Below are 13,567 nucleotides of genomic sequence, written 5' to 3'. Positions count from 1 at the left end.
AACTTTACCGACTGGTTCGGCAGCATGGCAATTCATGGCTTATCTTTATTACTCAAACCGAGTTATCAGGAGAACACAACGATGAATACATTATCCAAAATTATTGGTAGTTCAGCTTTTTTCCTTGCCGGTGCAATGACCGTTTATGCGCACGCCGATGATGCAACGGATTTTGTTGAGGAAGCATCTGCTAAAAGCATCTCTATTATTGAAACCGGGAAACTGGCACTGGAAAAGTCCAACAATTCTGACGTAAGAAAATTTGCTCAGGAATTGATTAACGACCACACCAAAGCCAATCAAAAGCTCGCAGAAATAGCCGCCAAGAAAAACCTCGAAGTGGCTGATAATGCGGAGCTACTGAACCGCGTAAAATCTTCCATGCTGCGTGTACGTACCGATGCATCTTTCGATTCATCCTACACCCAGAACCAGGTAACCACTCACGAGCAAACCATTGAAGTATTTGAGAAAGGTACTCGCCTGAGTGATCCGGAACTGAAATCTTATGCCGAGAAAAAGCTGCCACATTTGCAAAAGCATTTGACCGAAGCGCGCAAGCTGGCTGCCGTAACCGAACGTCAGTATCGTGATAGCCCTGACTTCCGTGACGTAGTACCTACGACTGATCGCGACCCGGTTGCTCCAGGTTCACAACCTGCTCCACGTTAATCATTGGCTTTAATGAAACACAATTTCTTCGGAAATTGAGTTTCAGATTCCACCAGGGCTTTACGCAGTCATTGCGTAAAGCCTTTTAACTTCTGCCCCGCCGCCTTCGGAAAATACCATGTCCTCAATTGCTGCCACAGAACGCCTGATCTATTGGTTACAAGCCGCTTATGCGATGGAAGAAGAATCGTTGCAACTACTGATTCATATTCATGAGCGCGTAAAAAACTACCATGATCTGAAGGCCAAACTCGCTCAGCATATTGAAGAAACCGACGGACAGAAAAAACTGATTGCCGGCTGTCTTGACCGTTTACAAAGCGGCCCGTCAACCCTGGAAAACTTTTCAGCGAAACTGTCTGCCTTATCCCACCGCTTTGCTGAAGATGGCGCAGATGATGAAATTATCCGCGACCTGGCTGATAGCTATACTTTTGAGCAACAGGAAATTGTGCGCTACATCATTATTATTGAAGCGGCAAAAACCATTGGCGACCACGACACGCTGGGCATTGCAGAATTGATTTTGAAGCAGGAGGTGGCGATGGCCAATTGGCTGCTCGACCACACCCCGCAAATTACCTTTGCCTTTCTCTCCCGTTCCACCGCAAACCCTGATACGGCTAACCGATAGCCTGCTGACTAACGGTAAAAAAAACAACGGTTTTGACAGTTAGCGGAAAGGTTCAGGGCGCGGTGTTTTATCCCCGGATGCTGGCAATAAGGGCAATGCCATCGCTGGCCGCTCGCCGGTCAGGGTTTTAAGAAAGGCAACAATTTTTCCCAGCTCGTCTTCACTGTATTGCCTGCCCAGCTGTAACCGCCCCATGATATCCACCGCCTCTTCCAGTGTTGCCGCCTCGCCATCATGAAAATAGGGGTAGGTCAGTTCGACGTTTCGCAGCGTAGGTACTTTAAACATAAAACGTTCAGCGTCTTTACCGGTGACGGCAAACCGCCCTTCCGCGGGCGATGATGATACATAAGGTTCCAGCACGCCCATTTTTTGAAAAGAAGTACCGCCCACTGCCGGGCCGTTATGACAAGCCACACAACCACTGCTGGCAAAAATGTCGTAGCCTTCGCGCTCGTCGGCTGTGAGCGCGTTGTCATCACCTTGCAACCATAAATCAAACCGCGAACCGGGCGTTACCAGGGTATTTTCAAACTCGGCAATGGTATCGGTAATTTTGTCCATATCCACTTTGTCATTACCGTAGATACGTTTGAACTGCTCTACATAACCGGGAATGGATTGAATTACGTCAACTGCCAGAGTGTGTGGCATGGCCATTTCTACCGCTGCTTCAATAGGGCCAGCTGCCTGGGCTTTCAAATCTTCGGCGCGGCCATCCCAAAATTGCGCGATGGCGAGGCTGGAGTTAAATACCGTGGGTGCATTAACCGGCCCGGCCTGCCATTTATGCCCGATAGAGGTTTTGACATTATCGACCCCGCCCAGCGATAAGTTGTGGCAGGTGTTACAGGAAATAATGCCGGACATGGACAAACGTGGATCGAAAAATAATTGCTTGCCCAGTTCCACTTTTTCAGGATTTTTTATCTCTGCCGGCTGCAAAGGTTGAATCCATTGTTGCCGTTCGGTCATCGCATTAACGCTTGCGGATGCTATCGTTAGAGCGATGAGTATTCCGGCGCTATTAAGTCTTTTCATAACATCTCCTTCCACGGTGGGTATGATTTTCTTCTACCCTTACCCTAAACGCAGAGGTTTCAGGTGCATTGACACAAATCAACCAAAGAACGACAAAAGCGCCTATCTGCGGCAGAGGCAGTCCAAGGTTCAACGTGTTTTAGCCAATGCACCAATATGTGATAGCGACAAAATATTTTACGGGCACTTTTTGAGTGGCTTCAGGCCAAAACAATCAGCAGGTAAAGAAATTGCCAGTTCAATTGCCCGTTAAATTGCGAGTTAAATTGCGAGTTAAATTGCGAGTTAAATTGACAGCCCAGTGAGTCGTTCATCGGCTACTGATTTTTTTTGTGATACAGCGTCAGCGTTTTTAATCAGGGCTTTTTAGCCCTAACTATTTTTGTTGTCATAGGAGTACGCCATGAGCAAGGTGCTGGATGTCATTATTGTGGGCGCAGGCTCTGCCGGATTGGCCGCATTACGGGAAGTTGAAAAAAATACGGCCAATTTTCTGATCATCAATGAAGGCCCTTTGGGTACCACTTGTGCCCGCACCGGTTGCATGCCATCGAAAGCGTTGATTGAGGCAGCCAACGCCTTTCACCGACGTCACAGTTTCAATATCTTCGGTATACGCGGCGAAGACGCCTTGACCATTGATATTCCCGCAGTCTTAAACCGGGTGCGAAGCCTGCGGGATTTTTTTGTATCCGGCACGTTGAAGGCCACCAATGACCTGGGAGACAAACACATTGCCGGCCAGGCTCGCCTGACCGGCCCCAACAGCCTGGAGGTAAACGGACAGCATTACGAAGCGCACAAAATTATTCTGGCACCGGGTTCTTCGCCTTATATTCCGGACGATTGGAATTTACCCGCCGACCGCTTGCTCACCAGCGACAACCTTTTCGAGCAAACCGATCTGCCGGGCCGCATCGCGGTAGTTGGCCTGGGAGCCATTGGCCTGGAGCTGGCCCAAGCGCTTTCACGATTGGGCATTGAAGTACACGCCTTTGGTTCAAAGCCGTTGTTGGGCGGCCTTTCCGATCCGAAGATCAACGCCGATCTGCGTGAATTACTGGAGCAGGAATTTCCTGTTATCACCGGCGAAAAACTCAGCTTCTCGGCCAGCGACGCCGGAGTCACCATCAGCTGGGGCGATACGTCCCTGCAAGTGGATAAAGTGCTTGCCGCGACTGGCCGCCGCCCCAATGTTAAAGATCTCGGTTTGGAAACCTTGGGTATCACCCTGGATAAACGAGGCCTGCCCCCGGTAAACCCCGAGACGCTGCAAGTAGCAGACTTGCCCCTCTTTCTTACCGGTGATGCCAACGGTGAGCGCGCCTTGTTGCATGAAGCCAGCGACGAGGGTCATATCGCCGGTATTAATGCCGTAACGCCCGGCGGTACCACCTTCAAACGGCGGGTGCCGCTGGCCATTGTGTTCAGCGACCCGAATATTGCAGTGGTGGGCCAGGCCATGGCAAAACTGGATGCATCGACCATCGTGTATGGCAGCGTGGATTACAGCAAACAGGGACGCGCGCGCACCGCCGACAGGAACCGGGGTCGGCTGACACTTTACGCCGATAGCCACAACGGCCTGCTGCTGGGGGCAGAGATGTGCGCACCGGCGGGAGAACACATGGCCCATTTGATAGCGCTCGCCATTGAACAACGGCTTACCGCCCATGAGCTGCTGCGCCTGCCGTTTTATCACCCGGTACTTGAAGAAGGTTTGCGCACCGCCTTGCGGGAGATTGTCGCCAAGGTTCCCCATGGCAAGGTTTCCGAGCTTGCTGATTGCTCCGGTCTTGATATCCCCGCCTTGGAATAATACTGACGGGCTTACCCGGGCGCTTCCCTGCGAAGCGCCCTCTTGCTGCTGCTGTTTCTCCCTATCCCTGCGTTTTCTTCCTTCTCTTTCTGCGCTGTTGTTAAAAATATATTGCTGCCTATAGCCAGCAGCCGCGAAAAACAGCGCCACCGCTCATTATTCTTTTTAGGAATAAACTAACAACTATTGGTTATTTCTGACCCCGAAAAGACGCTGTTAGGCTGCGCACGTTTTTCCTTCTACGTGACAACACGACAAGGCGTTTATGGATTTCCAACTGATTTATGTAGTTGCCGGTCTGGCAGTGGGCTTTATTGTAGGTATGACCGGTGTAGGTGGCGGCTCGTTAATGACGCCTATTCTGCTTCACTTCGGCATCTCTCCTTCCAGTGCAGTCGGCACTGATTTGCTCTACGCCGCCATCACCAAAGCGGGCGGCATTCACGTGCACCACCGCAGAGGCAATATTGACTGGCGTATTACCGGTTGGCTGGCAGCGGGCAGCGTACCGGCCGCCCTGGTAACCCTGGCGGTGTTGCAATACGGCGGCTTTGATACTCACCTTATCGACAGCTTTATCAAAACTGCGCTCGGCGTAGCGCTGATACTCACCTCGCTGGCCATTCTTTTTAAAGGCCAGTTGATGGATTACAGCCAGCGCAACAATGGCTGGTTAACCCGTCTTGAAGGTCGCCAGCAAATTATCGCCACTATGCTGGTGGGCTGGTTGCTGGGTGCGGTCGTCACCATCACCTCGATTGGTGCCGGTGCTATTGGTACAGTGGCGTTGTTTTTACTCTATCCGCTGCTGCCCACCGTCCGTTTGATCGGTACCGAGATTGCTCACGCCGTCCCTTTAACGCTGGTGGCCGGTATGGGGCACGCGGGATTGGGCAATGTCGATTGGGGATTGCTGGCAAACCTGCTGATCGGCTCCATGCCAGGCATCTACATCGGCAGCAGCCTCGCCCACAAAGTGGCTGACAACTACCTGCGCCCGGCACTGGCATTCATGTTGTTGCTGGTAGGTTGCAAGTTGCTGTTCTAAAGCCAAACGGTGTGGATACAGATAATAAAAAGGCTTCCCTCGGGAAGCCTTTTTGCATCGTGCAGATCACCTTTCTGCCTGCATATCGCCTGGGTAAAACCTCAGGGCTTGCGCGTCTCTGAAGGTGGCCGCTCCAGCGTTACCGTCACATCTTTCGGAGCCGATTTGTCCGTAAAAATGGTTGAGGTGAACAATGCACTCAACTCATCAATGGCTGCCGCCCGTGTGCGCCGATTGCGCTGTCCGGCCAGCATGGTACTCACCGCCTTTGAAACCACCAATGCTGTGGTCAGGGTTTTGGAGGCGTTTTTGCCAAACAGACTTGCCGCTGCGGTCGCCATCCACTGTGCGCCCTGCCCGCGGGTTAAAAAGCGCATGGTCATACTACGCGGGTAAGCGTGGTGGTGATGGGACGACTCATCGGTCGGAGTGAGCTGACGCACCAGCCGCTTGCGCTGGGCTTGCAAGCGAAGGCGCAAGGCCTCCTTTTGCTCTTCCGGAGAAAGATTTTCTGCTGGATTCATAATTGACTCTTGATTATCGCGATATCAGCTGCCAATTCCAGGCGCAGTGCTTTAAAGGCATTGGCCCCTTGCTGTGCAAGAACTTTCAGTCGCCATAGTGCTATCGCCACACCCGAAGCATAAGCTACCACCAGACCGACCAGCGTCGGAATGCGGTATTCGGTATCCCAAACTACCGCCAGTAACAAAACCCCGGCAAACAACAACGTCCCGACGAAACAGACCAGCGCCACCACAATAGCCAAAGCCATACGGGTCAGCCGCTCTTTTTCCTGTGCCCACTCCAATTTTGCCAGCTGCGAATAGAGGTTCGCCTGCAACACCATAGTGTTGCCGGCAGAACGTAATATCCGCAATGCATCCAACGCGCTGAGCGAATCCTCGTTCGATTGGTTGGACGCACCGAAGGTGCGCCAGGCTTCAGTAAGAAGCTTCAGGAGCATAAGACAATCCTTTTTCTATCATGAGGCGCCTTAACGGCGCGCAATCAGAAAACCTACCAGCAGACCTAACGCGGCACCGGCACCCACTGCAGACCATGGCTGCTCGTGGACATATTGGTCGGTTACTTCTGCGGTTTTGCGAGCGCGTTCCACAATAGTTTCGCCAGCTTCGGTCAAAGACTCTTTTGCCTCGGCAATGCGCGCACCAATTTTTTCACGCGCCTTTTCCAACTCTTCGCCGGTCAGGGTGGTGCTCGACTTGATCAGGTCTTCAATGTCAGCAACGAAGTTGTGGTACTCGCGGGACACAACAGAGGATGTGTCATCCACAACATTACGTGTAGCTTTTTTAGCAGAATTAACACCAGCTTCAACTTTAGCAGTGGTACTCATATACAGCCCCTTTGTTTACTTAAGAAAAATTCCTGATTAACTGCCAGATTATCCGTTTACCGCATTATGCAAATAACAGGTGATACCGATAATGTATGGCTCAAGAGAGAAACTGTTGCCGGTCTTCATCGAAACGCCTTGTCAGGCGGCTTTGGTTTTGACGTGGCAGCAGATTTCGTTCTCCTTAAGCATTTGCCATAGTCGGGGTTTAGTCAACCTGAAGGGGGAATCATGTTAAGAAAGTTTGATCGGTACACGGATTGGGAAAATTTTCTGAAAAGAAGCGGCCCTTTTCTTGACTTAAGTGATTCTTGTGCTGCATTTCGACGGTCGGCGACTAGCCGTGCAGACTGAATAAAAAACCGCCATCCCGGGCGTTCTTTTCCAGGCCAAAACCCTCAAGCTCAGGGGATAACAATAATCGCTACCCGGCGGTTTTGTTGCCGGCCGTCCTCTGTTGCGTTATCAGCGACCGGCCGGGAAGACCCGTGTGCAATAACCACCAGGTTGTGCTCCAGCATACCCGCTTTAATAAATTCGGCAGCGGCTTCTTCCGCTCTGCGCAATGAAAGCGCTTTGTTGTAACTTTCCGAACCTAACGCGTCTGTATGCCCTTCAATACGAATTTTGTAAATGCCGATTTCTTTCAGCGTGTGCGACAGATGATCAATCAATGTGCGGCTGTCATCACTTAAGCTGTCTTCGTCAAATTGAAAGAGAACCTTGCCCGACAAGTTGAAGGCCCAGCCGTCCTCGGTGTATTCAAAACCCTCTGCCTGAAGCACGCGAATTTGTTGTTTGGTCAAGGCGCCTGGTACGCTTTGGCAGGCAACCAGCGTTAATGCCAGAAGACAAGTGACAAAAAGAGAGATAATTTTTTGTGTCATCATGTGTTTGATCCTGTTTGTAAATCGCTTTGATGGCTACCGGCAAGTTGCCACCCTTCCTTACCATTTTTTTTCACTTCATACATGGCAGTATCTGCATGCATTAACAGCTCTGCTGCTGTGCATCCGTGCTCCGGGAAAATGGCAATCCCGATACTGAGCGATGTATGTAATACCTCTCCCTCTTCCAATAAAACAGGTTGTTGCATGGCAGCGATAATTTTTTCCGCTACCACAATGGAATCGCCAGTTTCATTGAGCGGCGAAATCAGCACGGCAAATTCATCGCCCCCCAATCGGCTGGAAACATCCGACTCGCGCACCTGGGCGCGAATGCGGCGAGCAATAATTTGTAACACCTGATCACCGGCGGCGTGACCGTGGTGGTCATTAATGTGTTTGAAACCATCGCTGTCGATAAAGAAAACCGCGAACCGGTAATTCTGCTGCGCGGCATCAATACAAGCCTGCTGCAAACAGGCTTCAAAAGCGCTGCGATTCAACAATCCGGTCAGACCGTCGTGACTGGCTTTTTGGCTTAATTGCAAATTTTCATTCTGAATGCTCGCATGCCAGGTCTGCATTTCATCGAGCAGGCCATTAAAGTTTTGCCCCAGCTCGTCCAGTTCCTGGATGCTGGACGGCGGCAAACGCACCGAAAAATCCCTGTCGCGCAAGGCGGAGCGAGCGACCAGTCCCAGCGCGTCCAGCGGCAGCGAAACCCGGCGCTGCACCCGGCGGGATAGATACAGAGTGCCTGCTACCACAATTAATAAACAACCCAGCGTGCCCAGCAAACCGCGCAGGATAAAACTGAAGAGTTTTTCACCGTCGGCTCGCAGGCTTAAATAACCGATAACGCGCCCCTGGCTTTCAATCGGTTGTTCTACCGAGCCCTGTAAAAATGTCGAGAGGTAGCGTTTGAAATTGTCCAACCTATGGTTGGCCGGCTTTTCCCATTGCGCCAGCAGCTTGCCGTCGATATCGGTAATAGTAGCTATAGCCACCTGCTCACTTTGCATAATGACGGCAAGGCCTTCGCGGGTCGCTTCGCTGTCCCGAAAAAATACCGCCGCCTCTACTGCATAGCTGGTGGAGCGGGCAATCAGCAGCAGGTTATCTTCCGCGTAGATACGCAGGGTGGATACACCCAGCGTGGTAACAAAACTGGCGACCAGAGCAGTTGCCAGTAGCGCAATGGTGAGATTCATCCGGTCAAACACAGCAGCCAGAGAATTTTTCGACAAGGATTTCAACAAAGAACTGAACCTCAATTAACCTTCATTGCGCCTTTTACCCAGCAACAATACATTGGGATGAACCCGTACCGCGCTGCGCGCAATGGAATCCAGATTAACCAGAAAAGTAACTTCGCCATTACGGCCAAATTGCAGACAGAACATACTGCCTGTAGAACAGGAATCATTTTGCTCGGCAATACTGAGGATGGCTTTATCTTTCAGGCGGGCAAACAAGGCTTTGTTTTCGGCGTCGGGAATAAATCCGATATACACCGCATGGCATTCATCCTCCAGCGCCTTGTCGTCCAAAGGCACACGGCGGGTAACTACCGGGCGATTGGCGATGGCCATGGGTTGCATCAGCAAATGATCGGCGTATTCGGTGGGGCCGGTGATGCACAGCTGTAATTGTTCGGGATGATCGGGCCAGCGGGTGTAACTGAGGATGCCGAGGGTGACCTGGGTGACATTTTCCAGTCGCTGCTGCGCAATATCGCTTTCGACGGCAGCCGACAGGCCGGAAAGCGCCAAAAGCCACACCGTCAGCAGGTATCTGTAAACCTTGACGCGATAAACGCTTAAAAACCAGGCAGACCTCACACGCGAATTCCTTTCAGGGACGATTGCGCCGAATCGAATAAGGCGATTTATAGCACTCTGTGATGTGATTCGCAAAAAAACCGCAGTAAACCCGATGGACGGTGCCCCCATTTGATCCATTGCCCAACCTCATCTGACGTTATCTATCACATCTGCTGAATACCTTCGTGCTCACAGCGAGAGCGGTCAAACCGGTTACAACACGGTGTTCTGACCACAGAAAGCTTGCATCTGCGGCTTAATCAGGATAAAACGCGGCCGCATTCACTGCTCCCGGAGATTTATTCATGCCCTCACCTCTCTCCCAGGCCTGGCTCGACCGCTTTGGCGGCACCGCGCGCTTGTACGGCGCCGATGCGGTGGCCCTGCTGGCCAATGCCCACTTTGTCGTCATAGGTTTGGGCGGCGTTGGCACCTGGGCGGCAGAAGCGCTGGCGCGCACAGGCGTAGGTGAGCTGACCCTGATCGAGCTGGACGAGGTCTGTGTTACCAACACCAACCGGCAGCTGCACGCCACCCAATCGACCATTGGCAAGTCAAAAAACCAGGTGATCAGCGACCGCCTCCGGGACATTAATCCGGAGATGGTGGTTCACACCGTAGAAGATTTTCTGGACCGAAAAAACCTCACCGCGCTAATTGGTAAACAGCACCATGTGGTGATTGATGCGATGGACTCGGCACATGTGAAAGCAGCCCTGATTGCTTACTGCCTGGCGATAAAAGTGCGGTTGATTACCGTTGGTTCATCAGGCGGAAAAACCGACCCGCGCCTGCTGGCAGTATCCGACCTGGGTAGAACCATCGCCGACCCGATGCTGGCAAAAGTGCGTAATCATTTATTTCGTCACCATAATTTTTCCCAGGACCCGGGCAGAAAATTTCGCGTCGATGCGGTGTATTCTACCGAGCAAATGGTGTACCCGAAACCGGATGGTTCTGTGTGTCAGGAAAAGCAAATTTTGCAATCCGGCATCAAGCTTGACTGTGCCGGTGGCTTTGGTTCATCAGTGATGGTGACCGGCAGCTTCGGTTTTCTTGCGGCCACCCGCGCTATAGAACGCTACCTGGAAAAATCTCGCGATTGACCCACAAAAAATACGGGATATCCATGATCCGGCCTATGGCCAGTGGAGTATCCCGTCATCGTTTCCCGATATTTTGTTGTTATCCCTGCTTTTATACGTCCCTGCTATAAATTTTCTTTGTCGGTATTTCACGGTGCCAATCGTCAGCGCCCGCTACCACACCCATCACTATTTACAGTTTGATGCGCAGACCAACCATGGCCACCAGCGGATCAATTTTTACATCAACTTTCTGGATGGTATTGCCGTTAACTTTTACGCGACCGGTGGTGTCGATATCCATCTTGCTCACCATGGCGTGCAAACCGAAACGGTCATTAAAGTCGATATTGATACCGGCCTGCAGGGCAACGCCCCAGGAGTCGGTAAGGTCCAGCCGGGTTTTATCCTGTGCGGTAATCACATTCAACGCACCCAGCGCATCGTTTAACTCACCGGAAACTTCGGTGTTAAAAAAGCGCGTGTAGTTAACGCCCAATCCGAGGAAGGGGGAGATGGCATCGTTGCCGGTATCGAAGTGATATTGCAGTAACAAGGTCGGTGGTAATTGTTTGGTTTTACCGATATCCAACCCGTTAATGGCGGAACCTTTCACCGAAATATCGTGCGAAAAGGGCGTGGCGGCGATCAATTCAACCGTCCAGTTTTTGTTGATAATGTAATCCAGTGTGATGCCCAGCTGAACGTTATTGTCAACCGCTACGCTGGTTGATCCGGTGGGTAAACCGGCCACCTGTTCAATCGTCGATAATGAACTGCTACTGTCATTCGGGATGACACCAATAGCACCAATATTTACTGCAAAATCTGCACTGGCAGGAACTGCGGCCAATGAGACAACCAGGGCTACTACAGATAAAGACGTTTTCATGCAGGTCTCCTTCAACAACCTGCTGTCATTATATTTTCGCGACAAAAGCGAAAGTTAATCTATATCAAGCAATTGCCATAAATTGAAAAAAGCCTGCGCTGCCTGAATTTTGTACGATGCGGTTATTCAGCCCGCCCGCGTTCACTCTTTCTGAAAAAACAGCCGATCGAGATTGCGCTCACACTGCTCAGCCACTGCCTGCAATGATATGTCTTTCAATTGCGCCAGCTGTGTGGCCACCTCAATAATGTGCAAGGGGGAATTGCGTTGCCCCTGTTGGCCGGCCAGCGGCATATCCGGTGCGTCCGTCTCCAACAATAAAAATTCCAGCGGCGTGTGGTGAATGGCATCGCGGGTTTTGGCCGCGCGCGCCCAGGTGATGACTCCGCCCACGCCGAGCAAAAGACCTTTATCGGTATATTGCCTGGCGAGTTCACGGCTGCCACTGAAAGCATGTATCACACCGCGCACTTTATAATGTTTTAAAACGGAAAGAAGCTCGCCATGAAATTTCAGGCAATGCATCATTAATGGTGCATTCAACGCTTCAGCAATTTGACAATGCCAGTGAAAAATTTTTAATTGCTCATCAAGCGGCAAGGCAATATTTTTATCCAGCCCGCACTCACCCATAGCAATGCAGGCGTCGTTGTTGTAATGCGCGGCAAGAGTGGCTTTAAACGTTTGTTCATCCAGCGGCAGCGCGTCAGCAATCCACCAGGGGTGCAAGCCCGCCGCATAAAAAATGCCTTGATATTGCTGGCTTAATGTTGGCAGTTTTTGCCACTGCTCAGGGTGTATACCAGGGATAATAAGACGATGAATGCCCTGCTGATTGCAATATTCCCAAAGCGCTGTGCGGTCCGCGTCAAATGCAGAAAAATCCAGATGGCAATGAGAATCTGTAAAAAATAACATACTGATAAAATCCGCTTAACCGCATTGATAAAACATCATCTCTTATAGATTCACACGCCACTGCACGACGTCTATTGGCTCAAATCCCCGGCGAAAACCATTAGCGGTGACTCATTACATAGAACGGCATCCAAATAAACACCACGATGGCCACAGCGGCTCGATGCTGAAATAAAAGCCCAAAACTTTGAAGAAGTCCCGAAAAGCGGGATCTCTTATTTGACCATACTGCAAAGCCACGACCAGACTCAAAATGATTGATTAAATAATGCTGCCTGGATTTTATCACTGTGCACCCTGCTCGGGGTGGCAGTTTGGAATCCTTTTATCGACAGAGAACAGGAGACCACTATGAATAAACATGACTTCAAACCCTTGAAACAGCAAGTCATCGTCATCACCGGCGCGTCATCCGGCATTGGGCTGGCTACCGCCCGCCGCGCTGTCAGGGCAGGCGCCAGGGTGGTGCTTGCATCACGCCATGAAGAGGCACTGAGGGATATTTGTAAGGATTTGAGAAAATCCGGTGGAGAAGTCGTCTACGTCGTCGCCGATGTAGGCGACCAGGCCGATATGCAACGTATAGCCGACACGGCGGTAAAAACTTATGGCGGTTTCGATACCTGGGTTAACAATGCCGGGGTCGTGGTATTTTCCGAATTGAAAGATCTGCCGGTGGACGAACATCAACGTTTGTTCCAAACCAATTACTGGGGCGTAGTGCATGGTTCACGAGTTGCAGTGGAGCATTTCAAACAGCGGATCGGGGGTGGCACCTTGATTAACGTTGCCTCCATCAACTCCGAGATGCCGGTTCCCATCCTCGGGGCTTACTCAGCGAGTAAAGCGGCAGTAAAAGCTTTTTCGGAAGTATTGCGAATGGAGCTGATGAATGAAAAAGCCCCCGTAAAAGTTTCAATCGTTATGCCATCAGGCATCTCCACACCGATTTCAGAACACGCCCGCAGTCACATGAAAGATCAGGGCAAAGTACTGCCACCGATGTACGACGTTGAATTGGTAGCCTCAACCATTTTAAAAGCAGCGATACGCCCCGTGAGAAACATCACCGTAGGCGAAACAGGTCGCTTGTCGATGCTGGCATGGAGCCTGCTGCCTACCGTTATGGATCATGTTATCAGCCGCACCTTGCCTAAAGCCCAATCGAGCGGTAAGCCGAAATTACCCCACGATAATCTCTTTGCACCGGTGAAAGATGGTGAAGTGTATTTTGAAGGAAAACGTCAGGGAATTCCGGTGAGCCCTTATACACAAGCCAGACTCCACCCAGCAATCTCTCTGGGGGTGGGGCTACTGGCGGCAGGCGCCCTTTTTGCCTGCGCCCGCAAACGCAATTAATTTCAGCAGTGTTGTGCGCGGTTAAAGGT

Annotated in this window: 15 protein-coding genes; 6 read left to right on the top strand and 9 right to left on the bottom strand. The window is 51.2% G+C overall.

What is annotated here, in order from left to right; translation table 11 throughout:
- The first annotated feature begins 81 nt into the window (after positions 1-81).
- Complete coding sequence (locus C4F51_RS04850; protein ID WP_193907692.1) at positions 82-672, top strand: DUF4142 domain-containing protein; 591 nt, start codon at positions 82-84, stop codon at positions 670-672.
- Between the two features lie 118 nt (positions 673-790).
- Positions 791-1,306: a DUF892 family protein gene (locus C4F51_RS04845; protein WP_193907691.1), complete on the top strand. Its 516-nt coding sequence runs from the start codon at positions 791-793 to the stop codon at positions 1,304-1,306.
- Between the two features lie 39 nt (positions 1,307-1,345).
- On the opposite strand, the gene C4F51_RS04840 is transcribed toward C4F51_RS04845, so the two are convergent.
- Positions 1,346-2,347: a cytochrome-c peroxidase gene (locus tag C4F51_RS04840; protein ID WP_193907689.1), complete on the bottom strand. Its 1,002-nt coding sequence runs from the start codon at positions 2,345-2,347 to the stop codon at positions 1,346-1,348.
- A 403-nt stretch (positions 2,348-2,750) separates the two neighbouring features.
- On the opposite strand from C4F51_RS04840, the gene C4F51_RS04835 reads away from it, so the two are divergent.
- Together C4F51_RS04835 and C4F51_RS04830 are read left to right on the top strand one after the other, a co-directional pair.
- Positions 2,751-4,166 carry a dihydrolipoyl dehydrogenase gene (locus C4F51_RS04835; RefSeq protein ID WP_193907687.1) on the top strand — a complete coding sequence of 472 codons (1,416 nt, stop codon included), beginning with the start codon at positions 2,751-2,753 and terminating at the stop codon, positions 4,164-4,166.
- A 265-nt stretch (positions 4,167-4,431) separates the two neighbouring features.
- The gene (locus C4F51_RS04830) at positions 4,432-5,214 is read left to right on the top strand and encodes a sulfite exporter TauE/SafE family protein (RefSeq protein WP_193907685.1); all 783 of its coding nucleotides are present in this window, start codon (positions 4,432-4,434) and stop codon (positions 5,212-5,214) included.
- A gap of 101 nt (positions 5,215-5,315) precedes the next feature.
- Here the strand turns inward: C4F51_RS04830 and C4F51_RS04825 are convergent, their stop codons facing one another.
- The 6 genes from C4F51_RS04825 to C4F51_RS04800 form a co-directional block, all read right to left on the bottom strand.
- Positions 5,316-5,738 (bottom strand): hypothetical protein, encoded by a 423-nt coding sequence (locus tag C4F51_RS04825; RefSeq protein ID WP_193907683.1) that lies wholly within the window; start codon positions 5,736-5,738, stop codon positions 5,316-5,318.
- Positions 5,735-6,181 (bottom strand): phage holin family protein, encoded by a 447-nt coding sequence (locus C4F51_RS04820; protein ID WP_193907681.1) that lies wholly within the window; start codon positions 6,179-6,181, stop codon positions 5,735-5,737. The genes C4F51_RS04825 and C4F51_RS04820 overlap by 4 nt, the downstream gene beginning before the upstream one ends.
- Positions 6,182-6,211: 30 nt before the next feature.
- Positions 6,212-6,574: a DUF883 family protein gene (locus C4F51_RS04815; protein WP_193907679.1), complete on the bottom strand. Its 363-nt coding sequence runs from the start codon at positions 6,572-6,574 to the stop codon at positions 6,212-6,214.
- Between the two features lie 404 nt (positions 6,575-6,978).
- Positions 6,979-7,464 carry an OmpA family protein gene (locus C4F51_RS04810; RefSeq protein WP_202987617.1) on the bottom strand — a complete coding sequence of 162 codons (486 nt, stop codon included), beginning with the start codon at positions 7,462-7,464 and terminating at the stop codon, positions 6,979-6,981.
- Positions 7,461-8,720 carry a diguanylate cyclase gene (locus tag C4F51_RS04805; RefSeq protein ID WP_193907677.1) on the bottom strand — a complete coding sequence of 420 codons (1,260 nt, stop codon included), beginning with the start codon at positions 8,718-8,720 and terminating at the stop codon, positions 7,461-7,463. The genes C4F51_RS04810 and C4F51_RS04805 overlap by 4 nt, the downstream gene beginning before the upstream one ends.
- A gap of 15 nt (positions 8,721-8,735) precedes the next feature.
- Positions 8,736-9,302, bottom strand: a complete 567-nt coding sequence (locus C4F51_RS04800) for a YfiR family protein (protein WP_202987616.1) — start codon at positions 9,300-9,302, stop codon at positions 8,736-8,738.
- Between the two features lie 287 nt (positions 9,303-9,589).
- Here C4F51_RS04800 and tcdA point away from each other — a divergent pair, with 287 nt between their 5' ends.
- Positions 9,590-10,390 carry a tRNA cyclic N6-threonylcarbamoyladenosine(37) synthase TcdA gene (gene tcdA / locus C4F51_RS04795; protein WP_193907669.1) on the top strand — a complete coding sequence of 267 codons (801 nt, stop codon included), beginning with the start codon at positions 9,590-9,592 and terminating at the stop codon, positions 10,388-10,390.
- Between the two features lie 172 nt (positions 10,391-10,562).
- Here tcdA and C4F51_RS04790 read toward each other — a convergent pair whose 3' ends face one another.
- Positions 10,563-11,261, bottom strand: coding sequence for an OmpW/AlkL family protein (locus C4F51_RS04790; RefSeq protein ID WP_193907667.1), 699 nt, complete (start codon positions 11,259-11,261; stop codon positions 10,563-10,565).
- Positions 11,262-11,402: 141 nt separating this feature from the next.
- Positions 11,403-12,179 carry a TatD family hydrolase gene (locus C4F51_RS04785; protein WP_193907665.1) on the bottom strand — a complete coding sequence of 259 codons (777 nt, stop codon included), beginning with the start codon at positions 12,177-12,179 and terminating at the stop codon, positions 11,403-11,405.
- 351 nt (positions 12,180-12,530) lie between these two features.
- Here C4F51_RS04785 and C4F51_RS04780 point away from each other — a divergent pair, with 351 nt between their 5' ends.
- A complete protein-coding gene (locus tag C4F51_RS04780; RefSeq protein ID WP_193907663.1) occupies positions 12,531-13,538 on the top strand; it encodes an SDR family oxidoreductase in 1,008 nt (335 codons plus the stop codon).
- Positions 13,539-13,567: the final 29 nt, after the last annotated feature.

The organism is Cellvibrio polysaccharolyticus (assembly GCF_015182315.1).
Lineage (GTDB): Bacteria > Pseudomonadota > Gammaproteobacteria > Pseudomonadales > Cellvibrionaceae > Cellvibrio > Cellvibrio polysaccharolyticus.
Note: the sequence above shows the minus strand (reverse complement) of the source record. Positions and strands in the feature narration are given on the sequence as shown.